Genomic DNA, 20,801 nt, shown 5'->3' on the forward strand with positions numbered 1-20,801 from the left:
CCTGGTTAAAATATGGATTGAAACTGACCCATCTCAACCTGGATGGATTTTATCTGGGTGTAGCTGTGCAGCGTCTGCACGCCGTTTTCGCGGCCAATCCCGGAGTGCTTGTAGCCGCCGACCGGCATCTCCGCCGGGGATTCGCCCCAGGTGTTGATCCAGCAGATCCCGGCCTCCAGCCGATGAATCAGGCGATGGGCGCGGTTTAAATCCGGCGTGACGACGCCGGCGGCGAGGCCGTATTCGGTGGCGTTGGCGCGGCGAACCGCTTCTTCCTCATCGTCGTAGCTCAGAATCGACATCACCGGGCCGAAGATCTCTTCGCGGACGATGGTCATCTGGTCATCGCAGTCGGTAAACACCGTCGGGGCGACCCACGCGCCGCGGTCGAAGCCTTCGCCTTTCAGCACCTCGCCGCCGCAGAGCAGGCGCGCGCCTTCTTGCTTGCCGATCGCGATGTAGCGCAGCACGTTATCGCGGTGCGGGAAGCTCACCAGCGGCCCGAAGTTGGTGCTTTCAGCAAACAGATCGCCAGGGCGGATACGCGCCACGCGAGCGAGGATTTTCTCTTCAAACGCCGCCTTCAGGCGCGCCGGAACGAATACCCGGGTGCCGTTGGTGCAGACCTGTCCTGAGCTATAGAAGTTAGCCATCATCGCGATGTCGGCGGCGAGGTCGAGGTTGGCGTCTTCGCAGACGATCAGCGGCGATTTACCGCCCAGTTCCATGGTGACTTCCTTCAGCGAGGAGGCGGCGGAGTTGGCCATCACTTTTTTGCCGCTGGCGACGCCGCCGGTAAAGGAGATTTTGGCGATGTCCAGGTGCTCGGTGAGATACTGGCCGGTTTCGGCGCCGGTGCCCGGCAGCACGTTAAATACTCCCGCCGGCAGTCCCGCCTCGCGGTAAATTTCCGCCAGCTTCAGGGCGGTGAGCGGGGTGACTTCACTCGGCTTAAAGATCATCGCGTTACCGGCCGCCAGCGCCGGGGCTGATTTCCACAAGGCGATCTGGATCGGGTAGTTCCAGGCGCCGATCCCGGCGACGACGCCCAGCGGTTCCCGGCGGGTGTAGACGAATGCACTGTCGCGCAGCGGGATCTGGCTCCCTTCCAGCGCCGGGATCAGGCCCGCGTAGTACTCCAGCACATCGGCGCCGGTGACGATATCGACGGCGGCGGTTTCGCTCAGCGGTTTGCCGGTATCGAGAGTCTCCAGACGCGCCAGTTCATCGTTGCGATCGCGCAGAATATCGACCGCTTTACGCAGAATGCGCGAACGTTCCATGGCGCTCATCGCCGCCCAGATTTTTTGCCCTTTTTGGGCGCTCTTTACCGCCCGGTCGACGTCTTCGCGGCCGGCGGCCTGGACGGTCGCCAGCACTTCCCCGCTGGCAGGGTTAATCGTCTCGAAGGTTTTACCGCTGGTGGCGGAAACATAACCACCGTCGATGTAAAGCTGCTGTTCGGCCATTCGGGACATGGGTCCTCCATTAGTGAGAAGTCGGTGGCAGATATTTGCTGATGAAGTGCTCGGCGAGCGTTTCGGCGCGGGCTTTATCCAGCGGTTTACCGCTCAGCGCCGCGCGTAGCCACAGCCCGTCGATCAGCGCGGCGAGACCGTATCCGGCCTCCTGTGCCTCTTCGCGCGGCAGGGCGCGCTGAAACTCATAGACGATATTCGACAGCAGTCGCCGGCTGCTGACCTGCTGCAGGCGATAGAGCATCGGCTGATGCATGCTGCTGGCCCAAAAGGCGAGCCAGGCCTTCATTGCCGCGCTGCTTATCTGGCTGTCGTCGAAGTTTCCCGCCACGATGGCGCGCAGGCGTTCCTGCGGGCCGGCGCCGGGCAGGGCGTGCAGACGGCCCAACACCGCCTGGCGCAGCTGGCCGGTGATATCGCGCATCGTCGCTTCCAGCAGGCCGTTCTTATCCTTGAAATAGTGGCTGATGATGCCGGTTGATACGCCAGCCCTCCGGGCGATCTGCGCGACGGTGGCATCGTGCATTCCCACTTCATTGATGGCGGCCAGGGTGGCGTCAATCAGCTGCCGCTGCCGTATCGGTTGCATCCCCAGTTTGGGCATTTCTCAGACTCCATTCATCAGCTTTGTTTATCTATTAAAGCGGTTTTTGATTGGACGTTCAATATAAAATGTGTCTTAATTGTTGCCGATTTTGGTTCTAATAGTTGCAAAAACAGTAAGGAGAATGGATGACAGACCTTTCGCCGAGCAGAGAAAAGGACAAAATCAATCCGGTGGTTTTTTACACTTCCGCCGGACTGATTTTGTTGTTTTCCCTGATGACTCTCTTCTTCAGCGATTTTTCCGCGGCCTGGATTGGCCGTACCCTGAACTGGGTTTCCCGCACCTTTGGCTGGTACTATTTGCTCGCCGCGACGCTCTATATCGTGTTTGTTGTGTGCATCGCCTGCTCGCGTTTCGGTTCGGTGAAGCTCGGGCCGGAACATTCGAAGCCGGAGTTTAGCGTGCTCAGCTGGGCGGCAATGCTGTTCGCCGCCGGTATCGGTATCGACCTGATGTTCTTCTCCGTCGCCGAACCGGTGACCCAGTATATGCAGCCGCCGGAAGGGGCGGGGCAGACCATGGAGGCGGCGCGCCAGGCGATGGTGTGGACGCTGTTTCACTACGGGCTGACCGGCTGGTCGATGTATGCCCTGATGGGGATGGCGCTGGGATACTTTAGCTATCGTTATAATTTACCCCTGACCATCCGCTCCGCGCTCTATCCGATCTTCGGCAAAAAAATTAATGGCCCAATCGGCCACAGCGTGGATATCGCCGCCGTTATCGGCACCATTTTTGGTATCGCCACCACGCTCGGGATTGGCGTGGTGCAGCTAAACTACGGCCTCAACGTGCTGTTTGATATTCCGGACTCGCTGGGCGCGAAAGCGGCGCTGATCGTGCTGTCGGTCATTATCGCCACCATCTCCGTGACCTCCGGGGTGGATAAAGGCATTCGTATTCTTTCCGAGCTTAACGTGGTGCTGGCCCTCGGGCTGATCCTGTTTGTCCTGTTTATGGGCGACACCGAGTTTCTGCTCAACGCGCTGGTGCTCAACGTTGGCGACTATGTGAATCGTTTTATGGGCATGACCCTGAACAGCTTCGCCTTCGATCGTCCGGTAGAGTGGATGAACAACTGGACCCTGTTCTTCTGGGCGTGGTGGGTGGCGTGGTCGCCGTTTGTCGGTCTGTTCCTGGCGCGTATTTCACGTGGACGCACCATTCGTCAGTTTGTAGTAGGAACGCTGATTATCCCGTTCACCTTTACCCTGCTGTGGCTGTCGGTTTTCGGCAATAGCGCGCTGTATGAAATCATCCACGGCAATGCGGCCTTCGCCGCCGAGGCGGTCGCCCACCCGGAGCGCGGCTTCTATAACCTGCTGGCGCAGTATCCCGCGTTTACCTTTAGCGCTTCGGTGGCAACGATTACCGGCCTGCTGTTCTATGTGACCTCCGCGGATTCCGGGGCGCTGGTGCTGGGTAACTTCACCTCGAAGCTGAAGGATATCAACAGCGATGCGCCAAACTGGCTGCGGATCTTCTGGTCGGTGGTTATCGGCCTGCTGACCCTCGGGATGCTGATGACTAACGGCATTTCCGCCCTGCAGAACGCGACGGTGATTATGGGGCTGCCGTTTAGCTTCGTGATCTTCTTCGTGATGGCGGGATTGTACAAGTCGCTGAAGGTTGAGGATTATCGCCGCGAGAGCGCCAACCGCGACACCGCTCCGCGACCGCTCGGCGTGCAGGATCGCCTGAGCTGGAAGAAGCGCCTGTCGCGGCTGATGAACTATCCCGGCACGCGCTATACCCGCCAGATGATGGAGACGGTGTGCTTCCCGGCGATGGAAGAGGTGGCGCAGGAGCTGAAGCTGCGCGGCGCTTACGTCGAGCTGAAAAGCCTGCCGCCGGAAGAGGGAGACAGCCTGGGCCATCTTGACCTGCTGGTGCATATGGGCGACGAGCAGAACTTTGTTTATCAGATCTGGCCGCAGCAGTACTCCATTCCCGGCTTTACCTACCGGGCGCGCAGCGGGAAGTCGACCTACTATCGTCTGGAGACCTTCCTGCTGGAAGGGAGTCAGGGCAACGACCTGATGGACTACAGCAAAGAGCAGGTCATTACCGATATTCTTGACCAGTACGAGCGTCATTTGAACTTTATCCATCTGCATCGCGAAGCGCCGGGCAACAGCGTGACCTTCCCCGGAATGTAGGCCATCTAAACGTTTTCTGAAAAAGGATTGCGGCTGGTTAAATATACAGTGAATTGCGCAGGGAAGCGTATGATGGCGGCGGGTGCCTGAGGCTTTCTGCGTTCAGGCTTAGGTGAGGATTCAGAAAGACGAAGCCCCAGGAGATGTTCCCATCAACCTGAGGCCTACAATCCAAACCTAGCACGTTGGATAGTAGCCTCTTCTTCGCATGGAGGCAACGAGATGCTGACAAAATACGCCCTGGTGGCAATCATCGTGCTGTGTCTGACAGCGCTGGGATTGACGTTAATGGTGCGCGACTCACTGTGCGAGCTGAGCATCAAAGAACGTAGTATGGAGTTCAAGGCCGTTCTCGCTTACGAAACGAAGAAGTAGCCGGTATGCGGGGAGCTATCCCCGCTTATCCGCAGGCTGGGTAAGGAACCTTAAGGCACCTTTTTTCTGCTTATGGGGGCAGGATGGACGGCGAGAGAACATCGACCGGTTAAAACAATCGCGCCGCCACCCTGCATACTGCTTCGCTGACGTCAACCTCACCCTTACCGGCATTTTTCTACGCTAAATCCGTTCTACCAGCAGACAAAACCACCATCAACCACCAGGTCAACGCCGGTGCAGAACGAGGCGGCATCGCTGGCGAGGAACAGCGCCGGGCCGGCCATCTCCTCAACCTTCGCCATACGCTGGATCGGCGTCTGGCTTTCGAATTCGCGGGTCTGATGAACCATCTCAGGGCGGGTGTTCATCGGCGTGGCAGTATAGCCGGGGCTGATGGAGTTGACCCGAATCCCTTTGCCGATCCACTCCATCGCCAGGCTTTTCGACAGGTGGATAACGCCCGCTTTAGAGCAGTTATAGTGCGCCTGATCGAGACCGCGGTTAACGATAATGCCGGACATCGAGGCGATATTAATAATCGAACCGCCGCCCGTTTCCTGCATCAGTTCGGCTTCCGCTTTGCAGGAGTTCCACACGCCGGTCAGGTTAATATCGATAACCCGCTGCCACTGCTCGGTTTCCATCTCCAGCGCCGGATTGGCGTTGGCAATCCCGGCGGCGTTGACGGCTATATCGAGGCGGCCAAAGCGGCTTTTCGCTAATGCCACGCCGGCGCGTAGGTCGCTAAGCTGGCGCACATCACCGGTGTAGAAGCAGGCCTCTCCGCCGATGGCTTCAATATTTTTGACGGTTTCGGCGAGGCCGCCGTCTTCGCGGAGATCGAAGCAGACGACCCGAGCCCCCGCGCTGGCGAGCCCGTAAGCAATCATCTGGCCGATGCCGCTGCCCGCGCCGGTGACAAAGGCCACGCGGTCCTGCAGGTTAAACAGCTGTTGGGCAAAATCTTTTGCGATCATAGTTATTACTCTCTAAAAAAATATTCTTTAGCATGCCCGGTGTTGGCGTTCCCGGAGGCGGCGCGTTGCGCCTGTCCGGGCTACGGGGCTTGTGCCGTCGGGTAGTCGGGTAGCCCGGACAGGTGCGCAGCACCGCCTCCGGGACATGATTTGTGTAGCCTGACCTGAAAAATGCCAGGCTGGCGGCATTACGACATAATCAAGCCGCCATCGATATTGATGGTCTGCCCGGTGAGGTAGCGCGCGTCGTCGGAGGCGAGAAACGCCACCAGCCCGGCAACGTCTTCCGGTTTGCCGGCGCGCTTCATCGGAATGCCTTCGACCCACTCCGCCATCAGCTCGCCTTTACCGTAGCGCTTCTGCTCGGTGCTGAGAATTTCGCCCCAGACGCGGTCGTTGTAATCCCACATCTCGCTTTCGATAATGCCCGGACAGAAGGCGTTAACGGTGATATTCCACGGCGCCAGCTCGTGCGCCAGGCTTTGGGTGATGCCGATCACGCCCATTTTGCTGGCGGCATAGTGCGGGGTGTAGATAAAGCCCTGACGACCCTGGCCGGAAGAGGTGTTGATCAGGCTGCCGTGGTTCTGCTTGACCATATATTTGGCGGCTTCGCGGCAGCACAGCCAGACGCCGGTGGTGTTAACGGCGAGCACTTTTTCAAAGTCGGCTTTCGGCATGCGATCGTAATAGTCGATAGTGATCACGCCGGCGTTCTGGATAGAGACGTCGATGGTGCCGAAACGCGCTGCCGCCTGCTCGTACAGCGACTGCACCTGCGCTTCGTCGGTCACATCAACCTGTAACGACAGGATGTCGGCCTGGTAGCGCTGGCGGAGGGTTTCCGCCGTTTCGTGGACGCGCTCGGCGTTAGAGACCATCACCAGATTCGCGCCGTCGCGCGCAAAGCGCTCGGCAATACCGGCACCAATTCCGCGGCAGGCGCCGGTGATAACAACCGTTTTGTTGTGGAAATTTCTTTGCATGTTTTTCATCCCTTATTGAAGCCGGACGGCAGTGCGTCCGGCGGGGTAATAAATAGGTGATTAACTGGTGGCGCCTGCCGCCGCCAGCTTCTCCTCATGGCGGCGCATCAGGATGACTTTGTTCTGCAGTTTCTGCTGGAACTGGTCGACGACGACGGCGGTGACGATAACCACCCCCTTAATGACCATCTGCCAGAAATCGCTGACCCCCATCATCACCATGCCGTCGGCGAGGAAGACGATGACGAACGCGCCAATGATTGATCCGGTTACCCGGCCGCGACCGCCCGCCAGCGCGGTTCCGCCGAGCACGGTGGCACCAATGGCGTCCATTTCGAACATATTGCCGGTCATCGGGTGCGCGGTTTGCAGCTGCGAGGCGACGATAAGGCCGACGAACGCTGAGCACAGGCCGGAGAAGGCGTAAACGAAGATTTTTGCCTTGACGATAGGCACGCCGGCCAGGCGTGCGGCGGATTCGTTACCGCCGATAGCGTAGATATAGCGGCCCAGCGGGGTTTTGGTGGTCAGCCAGTAGCCCAGCAGCAGGAAGCCGATCATCAGCCAGATTGGCAGATAGATGCCCAACAGCGTCCCGGATCCAAGCGTGGAGAAACCGGTGTTGCCCAGCGCTTCCATGCCGTTGAGGTTGGGGTAGGTGCTGCCGTCGTTGAACAGCAGCGCCGAGCCTCTGGCGACATACATCATGCCCAGGGTGCAGATAAAGGGCGCGACGCCGAAGCGGGTGATGACCGCACCGTTAACGAAGCCAACCAGCACGCCGAAGAGCGCCACGCAGAGGATCACTTCCGGTACGTTGAAGAAGATAACGCTGCCGTTCCATAAGGGCAGGCCGTTGGTTAACAGCGCCCCGGCCACCATGCCGCAGATGCCGGCCACGGCGCCGACGGAGAGGTCGATACCGCCCGTCAGGATAACCAGCGTCATGCCGATGGCCAGCAAGCCGGTGATGGCCACGTGCTGGGTCATAATCAGCAGGTTAGATGTGGTCAGGAAATTCGGTACCATCACGCTGAAGAACGCGATAACCAGCAGCAGAGCGATGAACGTTCTGGCCTTCAGCAGGTACATATAAATCATATATTTCTGGTTCATGATGGGTTCCAGCCTGATTAATCTTGAGGTGTTGAAGCCGCGATTAATTTTTCGCGGGTCACCGCATGACGCGGTAAATCGGCGGTAATCCGACCGTCGGCCATGACCAGGATGCGATCCGCCAGCGCCATCACTTCATCCAGCTCCGATGAAGAGAACATCACTGCCAGACCCTGCTGGGCCATTTTGCCGATCAGATGATAAACGTCGGTTTTCGCGCCGACGTCGATACCGCGAGTGGGCTCATCGAGAAACACCACCTCCGGCTTCGTCATCAACGCCTTGCCGAGCACCACCTTTTGTTGGTTGCCGCCGCTGAGTGAGGTGACAGGCAGATCGGGGTCGCTCACCTTGATTGCCAGTTCGCGAATCATCTCTTTGACGCAGGCGATTTCTTTCTGCGGATTCAGCCATTTCCACGCCCGGCGAAATCCCTGCAGGCTGAAATCGGATAAGGTCATATTCGATTGAATCGACATCATCTGCACCACGCCTTCGCCCTGACGGTCTTCAGGCACCAGCGCCAGCCCTTTTTTCAGCCGCGCCTGGAACGGGGCCTTTTCGATATTTTCGCCGTTGAGATGGACGTTACCGCTCTGGCAGGGCATCAGGCCGACCAGGCCTTTAAACAGCTCCGTGCGTCCGGCGCCGAGCAGGCCGTAGATGCCGATCACTTCTCCCTTACTTAAGGTAAAGGTCACATCGTTGAGCTTATAGCCGCCGCTGGGGTGCAGCGCCGTCAGACCTTCAACGGCAAGGACCGCTTCGCCTTTCGGCGCCGGCCGGTAGTCGAAATGTTTTTTCTTATCGCCGACCATCTGTTCGATAATCCACGGAATACTGGCGTCGCTGACCTCGCGCTCGCTGATAAAGCGCCCGTCGCGGAAAATAGTGATGTGGTCGCCAATTTCCATCAGCTCTTCCAGACGGTGGGAAATATAGATAATGGTGACGCCGCGGCGTTTAAGCTGTTCGATCACGTTAAACAGGATTTTGACTTCCGACTGGCTGAGCGCGGAAGTGGGTTCATCCATAATTAATACCCGGGTGTCCTTAGAAAGCGCTCGCGCAATTTCCACCAGCTGCTGATGGCCAATGCCTAATTCGCCAAGCTGGGTGTAGGGATCGACATTCAGCTCCAGTCTTTCCAGTAATGATTTGGCTAACTCATATTGATATTTTTCGTTAATCTTCCCTTTTTGAAAGAATTCGTTAGCCATAAAAATATTATCCATGACGTTCATATTCGGGAATAAATTTAATTCCTGAAAAATGATGCTGATTCCCTGCTTTTCAGCCTGGTGCGTCGAGCTAAGGGTCACCGGGGCGCCATCAAGAATGATTTGACCGGAAGAGGGTGTTTCAACGCCAGCAAGCATTTTCATCATGGTGGATTTACCCGCACCATTTTCACCGATCAGAACGTTTACTTTATTTCGATAGACCCGGTAATTCACGCTATCTAAGGCGACAACGCCCGGATAAACGCGAGATAATTCGCGAGTTTCGATAATAACTTCAGAGTCGACTGGTTGGGAATTGACGAGTTCTTGCCGCTGCATGTTATTGCCCTCCCAAACGAACAATTTTGGCTGGCGTAATATCAGGCATGGTCTGCGGAATATCCCAGGCCGAGAACACGCCGTACACCTGTACCGCTTCGCCGGTTTTCACCTGCGCCGTCTGGATCATCTTGACCGCATGTTCGTTAATCGCCCGGCTATATTCGCCAAACAGCACCTGATCGTTAAAGTCCTGATAGCTGGCGCCCTGATAGCCGTCGCGTAATAATGTGCCGCGCAGCGTTGGGCCAATTTGCACCACCACGTTGCCGCCACTGATATCCTCAATCGTCATTTTTCCGCTGCGCGAAGCGGAATCAATTTTACTGATATTGCCTTCGACTTTGACGTAAAACACGCAGGGGTTTTCGTCCTGAGCGCGATAGCCTAAGGTTTTGCAGGCGCTATCGATATCTTTCGCCGCGCGCAGGGCGGTCATCAGCTCGGCAACGGGGCGGGCTTTAGCCACAACCTGGGGAACCAGCTGGTCTTGCCATGTCCGATCGATATCCGCCATATGCGGGTTGGGCGGAGATTTAAGATCGGCCAGCTCCTGCTGAGAGACGATACGACAGCCCCCGAGCGCAAGAATAACCAGCGTCAGCGAGATTTTTTTATACATAATACGCTCCTGTGCGCCCCGGACGGGGCGCAACAACCCGAAATCAGGATTTGATATTGAAGTCCTGCACTTTGTCTGCATTGTCCTGAGTAATCAGAATGCCGCGGAACATCACGCGCTGCTTGGCCGGTTTTTCACCTTTTTGCAGGTAGTTATCGAGGTCGGTCACCCCCTGAGCGGCGATAGCCTGCGCCTGAAGCATTACGGTGGCCTGCAGGGTGCCGGCTTTTACCGCGTCGCGCTCATCGTTGCTGCCATCGATACCGACCACCACCACATCGTTACGATTCGCGGCTTTCAGCGCGGCAATGGCGCCGAGGGCCACAGGACCGTTGCCGCAAATCACGCCTTTCACGTCGGGGTGCGCCTGCAGAATACTGTCCATAATGCGCTTGCCGTCGATTAAGGTGCCTTTCGCGTCCTGCTTAGCGACGCTGACCATATCCGGGTACTGGTCAATCACCTGGTGGAAAGATTTAGAGCGGGTCACGCAGTTATTATCCGCAAGATTACAGGTCAGTTCGGCATATTTGCCTTTCTCCGCCATTTTCTCGACAAATACGTTGGCGACTTCAGAACCGGCCTGGAAGTTATTATGGGTAATTTGCTCCAGCGCGATATCATCGACAGGAATTTCGCGGTTAATTAAAACCACCGGAATACCCGCTTTCTTCGCTTTTTCAATGGCGGCGACGCTGGCGGTGGAGTCGGCGTTATCCAGAATAATGCCCTGAACTTTTTTACCGATGGCGGTATCGATCAGCTCATTCTGTTTTTTGACATCTTCGCCATGCGACAAAATGGTGGTCTGGTAGCCCAGCTCTTTGGCTTTCTCGCTAGCGCCCTTGGCTTCAGAGGCGTAATAGGGGTTATCCAGCGAGTTAACCATGATCATGATGGTGCCTTTTTCTGCCGCCTGGGCAGCGAAAGAAAAGGCGGTCAGGGTAGCAGCGGTTAAAAGCGTTAAACGTAATTTCATGACAATTTTCTCTCTTGGTTGTTATTGTCGGGTACGGTGAAACAACGTAAGGCCTGTAAATCGAGTTTATGGGCCGGGGTTCTCCTTTTGTTGATGATTAAGAGCCTATCCATTAGGGCTATTTTACTGGCCATTTTGAACCAGGGCAGTGCTCAAAACCCTCACGTACTACGTGTACGCTCCGGTTCTTCCGCGCTGTCCGTGTTCAAACTGCCTGCGCCAATAACGCCTACTGGGATAGGCTCTAAGGTGCGTCACGCATTCGATTCCCTGGTGGGCGTCAGGCGGACGTTGCCGGTTTCCATAATGTTCTGTTCACCGCATGGCGCCACTCCTGCCATCTTTTCTGCAGGCGCTGGTGGCGGGCCATATCGGGGATAAATTCGCTGTGTTCGGTTAAAAACGCGTTCAGGTCGGTCACCGATCCGGGATTCAGGGCTTTGCGCGCGAGCAGGGCCGCGCCAATCGCCGACAGCTCGGCAACGTCGCTGCGCATCACCGGACAGCCGAGCAGGTCAGCCTGATACTGCATTAGCCAGTCGTTCCTGGTTGGGCCGCCGTCGACCATCAGCGCCGTTAAGTGGAAGTCGTCCTGCTGGCGCATCGCCACCACCACATCGGCGATTTGATAGGTAATGGATTCCAGCGCGGCGCGAATCAGATGGGCGCGCTTGACGCCGCGGCTCAGGCCGCAAATCACGCCGCGGGCGCTGTCATCCCACCACGGGGCTCCCAGGCCGGTTAACGCTGGCACAAAATAGACGCCCAGCGTGGAGTCCACGGAGGCGGGCAGGGTGTTGAGTTCATGCGCCAGTTCGGCATCGGAAAGTTCGCTCAGACCGGTGCTGTCCGCCATCCACGCCACGGCATCGCCGGTATGCGGAATATTACCTTCGAGTCCGTAGGTGATGCTGTCGCCGTCGTGCCAGGCGATGGTGGTGGCCAGCGCGTCGATATCGCACTGTGCGGATTTTACCGGCGCCATCACCGATGACCCCGTACCGTAGGTGGCTTTCACGCAGCCGAGTTCACCCAGCGCGTGGCCAAACAGCGCGGCGTGGGAATCCCCGACCATCGCCATTACGGGAATACCGTCAGGGATAGCGTTCAACCCCCGGGTATAGCCAAACAATCCGCTGGAGGGCTTGATCTCCGGCAGCGCGGCGCGCGGGATCTGGAACAGCGCCAGCATGTTGTCATCCCACTGGCCGGTTTGCAGGTTCAGCAGCTGGGTACGCGCGGCATTGGAGTAATCGCAGTAGAACGCATCGCCCTGGGTTAAGTTCCACAGCAGCCAGCTGTCGATAGTGCCGAGGCAGATTTCTCCGCGCTCAGCCAGCGCGCGCCCCTCAGGAAGGGATTCCAGCAGCCAGCGCATTTTCGAGGCCGAAAACAGAGGCGCAATCGGCAGGCCGGTCACGGCCTTGATTTGCCGCTCTTTGTCGCTGTGGCGCAGTTCATCGCAAAACGCGGCGCTGCGGCTGCACTGCCAGGTGATCGCGGCGTTGATTGGCTTACCGCTCTGGCGATACCAGCCGATCGCGGTCTCGCGCTGGTTACTGATGGCTAATGCCGCGACGTTTTCTGCGCCAATGTGCGCTACCGCTTGCGCGATAACCGCCAGCGAAGCGTCAACCAGGACTTCTCCCGACTGCTCGACCCAGCCTTCACGCGGCGTCTGGATCGCCAGCGGCTGAGAGAATTTCACCACGACCTGGCCGCGGCTATCGAGTACGACGGCTTTGGCATTGGTGGTGCCTTCGTCCAGCGCAATGATGAACTCTTTACGTGTTGCCTGCATTAGGTAGTCTCCTGAGTCACACTTCGTCCTGGCGCGGAGGGGGAAGTCGGCATTCCTCTTTATCGCATTGCTTCTTAGCAGGCCATGATGTGACAATTCGTTTTCACTTTTTTAATCACTGAATATATATTCGATAGTGATTATTTATTTGTTACCTTAGCCAGAAACTTCCCGTCGGGCTACAGGAAAAGTTATCAATTGTGCTGGCAATCACACTTATCCGTTTGGTGAAGCTTCCGGATGTCGGGGGAAAAGAGCGCGGTTGGCTGGTTATATACGATTGAAATATAAAAATTTATTGGCGAAGCCTTTACGCCTGAAGGAAAGCGTAAAGGCTGTGGGAAAGTGTTTGAGTGAGGAAATTACCCGGCGATAAGCAGCCTGGCCGTTGGATAATCGGTGATCAGAACATCGATATAACCGCCTGAAAGCGCGCCTTTGATAGCCGCTACCTTCTCGCTGCCGCCGGCAAGGGCCACCACGTTAGGGCACTTCTTCACTTTCTCCAGCGCCATGCCGATCACAGGATCTTCATCATCGCGTAACACCGCCTTGCCGTTTTTATCGTAGTAGTGCAGGCAAATGTCACCCACGGCGCCGCGTTCCGCCAGCACCTGCAGCATATCTTCGTGATAGTAGTTACCGGACGTTTTGAGCAGCTGCGAAGGTTCAAGGATGCCAATCCCGACGATGGCGATATCGACTTCGTCGAAGCGCGCAATCACATCGGCGACATCTTTGCTGGCCACGAGGCGATTTTTCTCCTCCGTAGAACCTTCGATGCTCTGGGAAGGGAGCAGCCAGGCTTCACAGTTCAGACGCTGCGCCAGGGTCTGGGTCAGGATGGTCGCCTGCACGTTACCGTTAGGACCCACGCCGCCGAGCAGTTGAATCACGCCGTTGGCCTTCAGGTTTTGCGCGTGAACCTCATCAACCATTGCGCGGATAGTCGAACTCCACGACGAGACGCCAATCAGATCTTTCGGCCGCAATCGCGTTTCCAGATAGTGGGCCGCGGCGGATCCGATGGCGCGCTTGATGGTGTGATCGCTGGCGTCCTCTTCGGTATCCACGACGATGGCCTGTTTAATTCCGTAGCGATCCTCGAGGCCTTTTTCAAGATTGAGGAAAATATTCGATGGCTGAACAACGCTGATTTTGACCACACCTTCTTTTTGGCAGCGGGCGATCGCTCGGGAGATAAATGACTGAGAAAGCGAGAGAAGTTGAGCGATATCGGACTGCTTTCGTCCTTCAAGATAGTAGAGCGTGGCAATCTTAACTAATAGCCGTTGTTCATCCTGCTTAGCCATATATTTCCCCGAAAATCATTTACGTGCAGCCATTATGTTAGAGCTCATTATCATACGCGAAAAGAAAAGACAGTTAAGTGTGATGGATATCTAACTTTCGCCAATCCTCAAAATCAGCTATGGACAAAAACAGAACAGTAGCCGCATAATTGAATAAAGAGTCGTTAGTGAATATATATTCATAGCGATTTCAGGTCAACTGAAAAGTGCCCGGGTGACGTCACGCCCGGTGGTAAGGAGGCAGAATGTTCCTGAGTATGATGCAGCGGCGTAAGCCTTACGATGCGTTGCCTGGGGATGTCTGGTTTTTTTAGTCCCTGACGGAATAAATATTCCAAGTTGAAAATAAATTCAGAGGTATTAAATGAATCCCTATAGCTATGATGTCCAGGCCCTTGAGCGTAAAGCCCGTGCCGTACGTCGCCATATCGTCAGATTGAACGCCAACAGCCCTGCGGGCGGGCACACCGGCGCCGACCTGTCGCAGGTTGAACTGCTCACCGCGCTCTATTTCCGCATTCTGAACGTCGCGCCGGAGCGTCTGGCTGACGACCAGCGCGATATCTACATCCAGTCGAAAGGCCATGCGGTGGGCTGCTACTACTGCGTGCTGGCCGAGGCGGGCTTCTTTCCGGTTGAGTGGCTGGAAACCTATCAGCATGCGAACTCCCATCTTCCGGGTCACCCGGTGCGCCAGAAAACGCCGGGGATTGAGCTCAACACCGGCGCGCTGGGCCACGGTTTGCCTGTTGCGGTGGGGCTGGCGCTGGCTGCGAAAAAAAGCAACAGCTCCCGCCGCATTTTTTTAATTACCGGCGATGGCGAGCTGGCGGAAGGCAGCAACTGGGAAGCGGCGCTGGCCGCTGCGCACTACGGCCTTGATAATCTCATCATTATTAATGACAAGAACAATCTCCAGCTGGCGGGTCCGACGCGCGAAATCATGAATACCGATCCGCTGGCTGATAAATGGAAGGCCTTCGGGATGACGGTCACCGAATGCCAGGGCAACGACATGGCGTCGGTAGTGGCGACCCTGGAAGGGCTGAAGCAGGAAGGTAAACCGAACGTCGTTATCGCCAACACCACGAAAGGTGCCGGTATTTCCTTTATCCAGGGGCGCCCGGAGTGGCACCACCGGGTACCGAAAGGCGAAGAAATTGCACTGGCACTGGAGGAACTGAAAGATGAGTAATGCAGAACACCTGGCGAGCGTGATGGTTCAGGCCTTTATTGATGCGGTCGACCGCGGCGTCGATCTGGTGCCGGTGGTGGCTGACTCCACGTCAACGGCCAAAATCGCGCCGTTTATTAAACAGTTCCCCGGGCGTCTGGTGAACGTGGGCATCGCCGAGCAGAGCATGGTTGGGACGGCGGCGGGTCTGGCGTTGGGGGGCAAAGTGGCGGTCACCTGTAACGCCGCGCCGTTCCTGATTTCCCGCGCCAATGAGCAGATTAAAGTCGACGTTTGCTATAACAACACCAACGTTAAGCTATTTGGCCTTAACGCCGGCGCCAGCTACGGCCCGCTGGCCAGCACCCATCACGCGATTGACGATCTGGCGGTGATGCGCGGTTTCGGTAATATCCAGATTTTCGCTCCGTCTTCGCCGCGCGAATGTCGGCAGATTATCGATTACGCCATCGGCTATCAGGGGCCGGTCTATATTCGCCTCGACGGCAAGGCGCTGCCGGAGCTGCACGATGAAAGCTATCGCTTTGTGCCGGGGGCGGTCATCACCCTGCGGGAAGGCGAGGATATCGCGCTGGTGGCCACCGGCTCGACGGTGCATGAAATCGTCGATGCCGCGCAGAGGCTGGCCGATGCGGGGATTCAGGCCAAAGTGGTGAGCGTGCCGTCCATTCGCCCTTGCGATACCGCCGCGCTGCTGGCGGCGCTGAAACCGTGCAAGGCGGTGATAACGGTGGAGGAGCATAACGTCAACGGCGGATTGGGGAGCCTGGTGGCGGAAGTGCTGGCCGAAGCTGGCGCGGGAATCCCGCTCAAACGTCTGGGGATCCCGGATGGCGAGTATGCGGCGGCGGCGGACCGCGGCTGGCTGCGCAAACACCACGGCTTCGATGCCGCTTCCGTCGCCGGGCTGGCGCAGAAAATGCGCTGACTTTACGCCGGCTTAAACCGATAACCCGCGCGGTCTGCCGCGCGGGTTTTGTTTTTACGTCGCGCAGAGCGTGATGACGTAGTCACCGGCCTTAATCCATTGCAGCCGATACTCCCCGGCGGAGATCCGAAGAAGCAGATTTCCTTCCTTTATATACGTCACCTCAAAATCGCTGAAACCCACGCCGTTCTGTATTTCGGGCGGGCTGGCCTTAAATGCGCTCTCTTTTGCCGAAAACGCCAGCGTCAGCGCCAGCGCCGACGGCAGGCCGCTGGCGTCCAGCAGGCTTTTTTCCGCGCTATTGACGATGCTGCTTTCCAGCTCGGCCGCGAGGGCGGGAGACAGGATGCGCTCAATATCAACGCCGACCGGCCCGGCGGAGACAACCGCCAGCGCGCTGCGTTCGCAGTGGCTGATGCTGCCGTACCACGGCGCAGGCCACAGGGGCTGGCGTTGGTCGCCAATGGCAGGGATCTCTGTCTCACCGACCTCCCGCAGCGCATAAACCGCGGCGATACGCCCGGCAAGATGTTCGCTCTGCCGCTTGCGGGCGCAGCCGCTTAGCCGGGCATGATGAGGCAGCCAGAGGAGATCTTCAGGCCGAAAGGTCAATGGGTCGAAATCGACACGCTGCAGCGAGCGATCGGCAAGCTGAATGATAGAACGTTGGGTTTGCATAGGGGGGATGTTAACAGATTCTCCCCGCCGCCCTCTATGGCAAGAGGGCGGGGGGAACGGCCAGACAATCAGAAGTGGGTATTGACGCCCAGATACCAGGTGCGGCCTGATTCGTTATAGGTATTGGCGCCCGCGCCAGCCATATAAGAAACATCGGTCAGGCTACCGGTGGTTTGCGCATTCCCCGCGCGCCAGTGGCGCTTGTCGAAGACGTTATCCACGCCGCCGGTCAGGCTGACGTTTTTGGTCACATCCCAGGTGGCGCTCAGGCCAACGATGCTGTATGGGCTGACTTCATCCGTTTCAGAACCCACCGCGGGCTCACCTTTGTAGTTATATTTCTTCGGCTGCTGCTTGCCGTACCAGGTGAAGGTCGACTGTACGGAAATATCCTGCTGAATCTGCCAGCTCAGGGTGGAGTTCAGGGTATATTCCGGAATAATCGACAGACGATCGCCGGTTTCCTTGTTTTTACTTTGCAGCATATAAGTGATGTTATTGGTCCAGTTCACCGTTTCGCTGACCGGCACGTTCAGGGTGCCTTCCAGACCTTCAACCACCGCTTTAGGCACGTTTTCCCACTGATAGATATCAGTTTTCACTTTACCGTTCGTAGTCTGCGAAATCGGCGCGTAGCCGGCTTCGATTTTATCGCGGTAGTCGTTGCGGAACCAGGTCACCCCCGCCAGCCAGCCGTCGCGTTTAAACTCAAGGCCAATCTCTTTGTTGATGCTGGTTTCGGCTTTCAGGTCATCGTTACCCATCATGTAGCAACCGGTACCGGTGCCGCTGGCGTAGCAGCCCTGGCCTTTGCTATAGAGAATATAATTCGGGTTGGTTTGGTACAGGCTCGGCGCTTTATAGGCGCGGGCGATGCCCATTTTCAACGTGAAGTCATCCCCCAGCCCCTGAGACAGGTTGAGCGACGGGCTCCAGTTGTTGCCGACGATCGTGTGATGATCGAAACGCAGCGCCGGCGTCAGCATGGTGGTGTCGGTCAGCTCCACGTTGTCTTCGGCAAACAGGGAGAAGATCTCGGCCTTCGAGTATGGGCTACGGCCGGTGCTGTCATAGCCGTCGATATCGCCGCCCATAAAGGTTTGGGTATTTGACGCCAAATCCTTCATCCGCTGCTGGTTCCACTCGGTGCCCAGCGTCAGGTTCTGGTTAAACACCAGATCCAGCGGGATGTTAACTTCGCTGTGCAGCATCACGTCGGCCAGGTCGATATCGCTGAACTGGTTGCTGTTGAAGATACCTTCCGTACCGCCCGCCAGACCTTCGCCTTTACGCGAGTTACGGGTACGTTCGTACTGGGCCCAGTTGCTGGTGGTCACGCCGTTATCCCAGCCGCCGTTCCAGGTGACGGAATAAGTCTGGCGATAGAGGCGGTTCGTCTCTTTCCCGTAGTTCTCTTTCACCAGATCGTTGGTATTGGTGTTCTGCGTATCGCCCGCGTAGAGGTTGCCCTGACGGCTGTAGCCGGATTCAAACTCCAGCGACTGCATCGGGGCGAAATCCCAGCGCACGACGCCGTTGATGTTCTTATTTTTAACCCCTTCACGCCCGGCAGGCATGGTATTAGCGTACGCACCGGTACGCTCTGACTGATGCCCGTCGTTGATATCCCAGGCATCGGCCTGCGTTTTATCGAGGTTGCCCAGCAGGCGGAAGCTGAAATCGCCGCCCAGCGGGCCGCTGAGGCTAAAGTTGGTGCGTTTGGTCGAGCCTTCTTCTTTATGCTCCGGGGCGTTCATGTAGGTGTTCCATGAACCGTGCCATTCGCCGTCGCTTTTCTTGGTGATGATATTGACCACGCCGCCCGCCGCGCCGTTGCCGTAGCGCGCGGCCGCCGGGCCGCGAATGACTTCAATACGTTCGATCAGCTCCGGCGGTACCCATGAAGTATCGCCGCGGGTATCGCGCTCGCCGCGCCAGCCCAGACGCACGGAGTTGCGGCTGGTCACGGGCTTGCCGTCAATCAGGATCAGGGTGTTTTCCGGGCCCATGCCGCGAATATCAATCTGGCGATTATTGCCGCGCTGGCCGCTGGTGGAGTTGCCGGTCAGGTTAACGCCGGGCATGGTACGGATAATTTCCGACACGTCACGCGCAGGCGGGCGTTTACGAATTTCATCTGCGGTAATGGTTGAAACGCCGGGCGCCTGCAGGTTCTGCTCGGCGGCGGTGACGACCATGGTTTCATCAGCGGTTGCGGTTTTGCTATCGGAGGCGGTTTCCGCCGCGCTCAGCGGAAACGCAGCCCCGTAGATTCCCAGATTGACCAGCAAGGCCAGGGATTTGATCCTGTTATTCATTGTAATTCCTGCTTTTTGTCGCCACCTTCTCCAAAAGACCCTTCCCAGCGGGAGGAGAGGCGGTATCAATGTTGCCAGTCGAGGGCAAAGGGCGCTCCGTCGCGGACTAAATGAGCCCTCTCAGACATGTTTAATTTTGAAAGACGCGCTTCCCACAGCGCGCTAATACGCTATTGCAAATGAAAATAGTTATCAATAATATTATCAATAAATATTGCGTTTATTAATGCGTTTGTTGATAAATGTCACGATAAACATAGGGTTGAAAAGGAATGCATAAGACAGGAAGTGACGACTGGTGGCAGCATATCTCCGGCCCGCAAATCGAAGCCGTTGACGGCGCGTATCGGGTAACCTTCTGGTGGCGCGATCCGGCGGGCAACGAAACCTCTTCGGCCATCCAGCGGGTATGGATTTATATCACCGGCGTGACTGACCATCATAAAAATGCCGTACCGCAAACCCTGCGGCGCATTCCCGGTACCGATGCCTGGTGCTGGCAAACCACGCTTTCTCCGACCTGGCGCGGCAGCTATTGCTTTATCCCTTCCGCCCGCGACGACGACTTTTCCCCCCAGCTTTTTAACGGTGACGGCCCGGACCGCGCGCTGCTGCGCGAAGGCTGGCGCAGGCTGCTGCCGCAGGCGATTGCCGACCCGCTCAATCCGCAAAGCTGGAAGGGCGGGCGCGGCCACGCGGTCTCCGCGCTGGAGCTGCCGGACGCCCCCGAACAGTCCGGCTGGGCCCTGCGCGATGAACCTTATCCACCGCCGCTCTGCATCGAATGGCAGAGCCAGCGCCTCGGCAACCGCCGACGGATATGGGTTTACGCCACCGGCGACGCGCAGCCGCAGGCGCGCCCGCTGGCGATCCTGCTGGATGGCCAGTTCTGGGCAGAAAGCATGCCGGTATGGGCGCCGCTGGCGGGCTTAACCCGCGAAAAACGGCTCCCGCCGGCGGTTTATCTACTGATTGACGCGATTGATAATCCGCACCGGGCCGCGGAGCTTCCCTGCAATGAGGCGTTCTGGCTGGCGGTTCAGGAAGAGCTGCTGCCAATGGTTCACCGGCTGGCGCCTTTCAGCGATCGCGCCGATCGCACGGTGGTGGCGGGTCAGAGCTTTGGCGGCCTGGCCTCGATGTTCGCCGCGCTCTACTGGCCCCAGCGCTTTGGCTGCGTGCTCAGCCAGTCCGGCTCTTACTGGTGGCCGCATCGCGGCGGCGCGCAGACGGGTCTGCTGATTGACCGCCTGAGCCGCGGCGAATTACATCCGCAAGGGCTACGTATCTGGCTGGAAGCCGGTATTCGCGAGCCGATCATTTTTCGCGCCAACCAGGCGCTACTGGCGCATCTGGAACAGCAGACGATTTTCTGGCGTCAGGTTGACGGCGGGCATGATGCGCTGTGCTGGCGCGGCGGGCTGACCGCCGGGCTTATCCAGCTGTGGCAGCCTTTATGCCGTGATGAGTAACAACGCGCGCTTTACGAGGAATTAGACATGCAATTCAGTAACCCCTTCGACAATCCGCAAGGGCAGTTTTACATCCTGCGCAATGGCCAGCAGCAGTTCAGCCTGTGGCCGCACTCCTGCGCGCTGCCGGAAGGCTGGTCGGTGGAGTGCCCGCCGCAGTCGTTAGCGGCGTGCAATGACTGGCTGGCGGCAAACTGGTCTACCTTGACCCCCGCCCACCATGCATCCTGAG

General features: G+C 57.5%; 18 protein-coding genes. 6 read left to right on the plus strand and 12 right to left on the minus strand.

Going from position 1 to position 20,801, the window contains the following annotated elements:
- Positions 1-5: 5 nt before the first annotated feature.
- Together betB and betI are read right to left on the minus strand one after the other, a co-directional pair.
- Complete coding sequence (betB, locus tag ABLV30_RS09095) at positions 6-1,478, minus strand: betaine-aldehyde dehydrogenase (RefSeq protein ID WP_265801608.1); 1,473 nt, start codon at positions 1,476-1,478, stop codon at positions 6-8.
- A 10-nt stretch (positions 1,479-1,488) separates the two neighbouring features.
- A complete protein-coding gene (gene betI / locus ABLV30_RS09100) occupies positions 1,489-2,082 on the minus strand; it encodes a transcriptional regulator BetI (protein WP_038424198.1) in 594 nt (197 codons plus the stop codon).
- A 128-nt stretch (positions 2,083-2,210) separates the two neighbouring features.
- Between betI and betT the strand changes: the two genes are divergently transcribed.
- Together betT and ABLV30_RS09110 are read left to right on the plus strand one after the other, a co-directional pair.
- A complete protein-coding gene (gene betT / locus ABLV30_RS09105) occupies positions 2,211-4,244 on the plus strand; it encodes a choline BCCT transporter BetT (protein ID WP_025107047.1) in 2,034 nt (677 codons plus the stop codon).
- A 222-nt stretch (positions 4,245-4,466) separates the two neighbouring features.
- On the plus strand, positions 4,467-4,619 hold the full coding sequence (locus tag ABLV30_RS09110) for a Hok/Gef family protein (RefSeq protein ID WP_004130292.1): 153 nt from the start codon (positions 4,467-4,469) through the stop codon (positions 4,617-4,619).
- A gap of 194 nt (positions 4,620-4,813) precedes the next feature.
- Here ABLV30_RS09110 and ABLV30_RS09115 read toward each other — a convergent pair whose 3' ends face one another.
- The 8 genes from ABLV30_RS09115 to ABLV30_RS09150 all read right to left on the minus strand — a co-directional run bounded on the left by ABLV30_RS09115 (position 4,814) and on the right by ABLV30_RS09150 (position 13,978).
- The gene (locus tag ABLV30_RS09115) at positions 4,814-5,599 is read right to left on the minus strand and encodes an SDR family oxidoreductase (protein ID WP_004130297.1); all 786 of its coding nucleotides are present in this window, start codon (positions 5,597-5,599) and stop codon (positions 4,814-4,816) included.
- 188 nt (positions 5,600-5,787) lie between these two features.
- Positions 5,788-6,585, minus strand: a complete 798-nt coding sequence (locus ABLV30_RS09120; RefSeq protein WP_014228342.1) for an SDR family oxidoreductase — start codon at positions 6,583-6,585, stop codon at positions 5,788-5,790.
- A 60-nt stretch (positions 6,586-6,645) separates the two neighbouring features.
- A complete protein-coding gene (locus tag ABLV30_RS09125) occupies positions 6,646-7,701 on the minus strand; it encodes an ABC transporter permease (RefSeq protein WP_004848640.1) in 1,056 nt (351 codons plus the stop codon).
- 17 nt (positions 7,702-7,718) lie between these two features.
- A complete protein-coding gene (locus ABLV30_RS09130) occupies positions 7,719-9,263 on the minus strand; it encodes a sugar ABC transporter ATP-binding protein (protein ID WP_014228343.1) in 1,545 nt (514 codons plus the stop codon).
- Between the two features lies 1 nt (position 9,264).
- Positions 9,265-9,885: a DUF2291 domain-containing protein gene (locus tag ABLV30_RS09135; RefSeq protein ID WP_025107046.1), complete on the minus strand. Its 621-nt coding sequence runs from the start codon at positions 9,883-9,885 to the stop codon at positions 9,265-9,267.
- A gap of 43 nt (positions 9,886-9,928) precedes the next feature.
- Complete coding sequence (locus ABLV30_RS09140) at positions 9,929-10,864, minus strand: D-ribose ABC transporter substrate-binding protein (protein WP_004130307.1); 936 nt, start codon at positions 10,862-10,864, stop codon at positions 9,929-9,931.
- Positions 10,865-11,144: 280 nt separating this feature from the next.
- Positions 11,145-12,665, minus strand: a complete 1,521-nt coding sequence (locus ABLV30_RS09145; protein WP_064378252.1) for an FGGY-family carbohydrate kinase — start codon at positions 12,663-12,665, stop codon at positions 11,145-11,147.
- Between the two features lie 362 nt (positions 12,666-13,027).
- Positions 13,028-13,978 (minus strand): sugar-binding transcriptional regulator, encoded by a 951-nt coding sequence (locus tag ABLV30_RS09150; protein WP_004848649.1) that lies wholly within the window; start codon positions 13,976-13,978, stop codon positions 13,028-13,030.
- A gap of 364 nt (positions 13,979-14,342) precedes the next feature.
- On the opposite strand from ABLV30_RS09150, the gene ABLV30_RS09155 reads away from it, so the two are divergent.
- Positions 14,343-15,173, plus strand: a complete 831-nt coding sequence (locus ABLV30_RS09155) for a transketolase (protein ID WP_004848651.1) — start codon at positions 14,343-14,345, stop codon at positions 15,171-15,173.
- Positions 15,166-16,101, plus strand: a complete 936-nt coding sequence (locus ABLV30_RS09160; protein ID WP_004848653.1) for a transketolase C-terminal domain-containing protein — start codon at positions 15,166-15,168, stop codon at positions 16,099-16,101. The genes ABLV30_RS09155 and ABLV30_RS09160 overlap by 8 nt, the downstream gene beginning before the upstream one ends.
- 54 nt (positions 16,102-16,155) lie before the next feature.
- Here the strand turns inward: ABLV30_RS09160 and entD are convergent, their stop codons facing one another.
- Both entD and ABLV30_RS09170 read right to left on the minus strand, forming a co-directional pair.
- Complete coding sequence (entD, locus tag ABLV30_RS09165; RefSeq protein ID WP_048263526.1) at positions 16,156-16,779, minus strand: enterobactin synthase subunit EntD; 624 nt, start codon at positions 16,777-16,779, stop codon at positions 16,156-16,158.
- 68 nt (positions 16,780-16,847) lie between these two features.
- Positions 16,848-19,097 carry a TonB-dependent siderophore receptor gene (locus tag ABLV30_RS09170; RefSeq protein ID WP_025107041.1) on the minus strand — a complete coding sequence of 750 codons (2,250 nt, stop codon included), beginning with the start codon at positions 19,095-19,097 and terminating at the stop codon, positions 16,848-16,850.
- 272 nt (positions 19,098-19,369) lie between these two features.
- Here ABLV30_RS09170 and fes point away from each other — a divergent pair, with 272 nt between their 5' ends.
- Together fes and ABLV30_RS09180 are read left to right on the plus strand one after the other, a co-directional pair.
- Positions 19,370-20,569 carry an enterochelin esterase gene (gene fes / locus ABLV30_RS09175; protein WP_265801601.1) on the plus strand — a complete coding sequence of 400 codons (1,200 nt, stop codon included), beginning with the start codon at positions 19,370-19,372 and terminating at the stop codon, positions 20,567-20,569.
- 27 nt (positions 20,570-20,596) lie between these two features.
- Positions 20,597-20,800 (plus strand): MbtH family NRPS accessory protein, encoded by a 204-nt coding sequence (locus ABLV30_RS09180; RefSeq protein WP_025107039.1) that lies wholly within the window; start codon positions 20,597-20,599, stop codon positions 20,798-20,800.
- The last annotated feature ends 1 nt before the right edge of the window (position 20,801 follow it).

The organism is Klebsiella sp. CN_Kp113 (genome assembly GCF_040064585.1).
GTDB lineage: Bacteria > Pseudomonadota > Gammaproteobacteria > Enterobacterales > Enterobacteriaceae > Klebsiella > Klebsiella michiganensis.

What these genes read in the sequence shown, in the direction of transcription:
- betB (WP_265801608.1), bottom strand. Translation starts at nt 1,478, where the DNA reads ATGTCCCGAATGGCCGAACAGCAGCTTTACATCGACGGTGGTTATGTT.
- betI (WP_038424198.1), bottom strand. Translation starts at nt 2,082, where the DNA reads ATGCCCAAACTGGGGATGCAACCGATACGGCAGCGGCAGCTGATTGAC.
- betT (WP_025107047.1), top strand. Translation starts at nt 2,211, where the DNA reads ATGACAGACCTTTCGCCGAGCAGAGAAAAGGACAAAATCAATCCGGTG.
- ABLV30_RS09110 (WP_004130292.1), top strand. Translation starts at nt 4,467, where the DNA reads ATGCTGACAAAATACGCCCTGGTGGCAATCATCGTGCTGTGTCTGACA.
- ABLV30_RS09115 (WP_004130297.1), bottom strand. Translation starts at nt 5,599, where the DNA reads ATGATCGCAAAAGATTTTGCCCAACAGCTGTTTAACCTGCAGGACCGC.
- ABLV30_RS09120 (WP_014228342.1), bottom strand. Translation starts at nt 6,585, where the DNA reads ATGCAAAGAAATTTCCACAACAAAACGGTTGTTATCACCGGCGCCTGC.
- ABLV30_RS09125 (WP_004848640.1), bottom strand. Translation starts at nt 7,701, where the DNA reads ATGAACCAGAAATATATGATTTATATGTACCTGCTGAAGGCCAGAACG.
- ABLV30_RS09130 (WP_014228343.1), bottom strand. Translation starts at nt 9,263, where the DNA reads ATGCAGCGGCAAGAACTCGTCAATTCCCAACCAGTCGACTCTGAAGTT.
- ABLV30_RS09135 (WP_025107046.1), bottom strand. Translation starts at nt 9,885, where the DNA reads ATGTATAAAAAAATCTCGCTGACGCTGGTTATTCTTGCGCTCGGGGGC.
- ABLV30_RS09140 (WP_004130307.1), bottom strand. Translation starts at nt 10,864, where the DNA reads ATGAAATTACGTTTAACGCTTTTAACCGCTGCTACCCTGACCGCCTTT.
- ABLV30_RS09145 (WP_064378252.1), bottom strand. Translation starts at nt 12,665, where the DNA reads ATGCAGGCAACACGTAAAGAGTTCATCATTGCGCTGGACGAAGGCACC.
- ABLV30_RS09150 (WP_004848649.1), bottom strand. Translation starts at nt 13,978, where the DNA reads ATGGCTAAGCAGGATGAACAACGGCTATTAGTTAAGATTGCCACGCTC.
- ABLV30_RS09155 (WP_004848651.1), top strand. Translation starts at nt 14,343, where the DNA reads ATGAATCCCTATAGCTATGATGTCCAGGCCCTTGAGCGTAAAGCCCGT.
- ABLV30_RS09160 (WP_004848653.1), top strand. Translation starts at nt 15,166, where the DNA reads ATGAGTAATGCAGAACACCTGGCGAGCGTGATGGTTCAGGCCTTTATT.
- entD (WP_048263526.1), bottom strand. Translation starts at nt 16,779, where the DNA reads ATGCAAACCCAACGTTCTATCATTCAGCTTGCCGATCGCTCGCTGCAG.
- ABLV30_RS09170 (WP_025107041.1), bottom strand. Translation starts at nt 19,097, where the DNA reads ATGAATAACAGGATCAAATCCCTGGCCTTGCTGGTCAATCTGGGAATC.
- fes (WP_265801601.1), top strand. Translation starts at nt 19,370, where the DNA reads ATGCATAAGACAGGAAGTGACGACTGGTGGCAGCATATCTCCGGCCCG.
- ABLV30_RS09180 (WP_025107039.1), top strand. Translation starts at nt 20,597, where the DNA reads ATGCAATTCAGTAACCCCTTCGACAATCCGCAAGGGCAGTTTTACATC.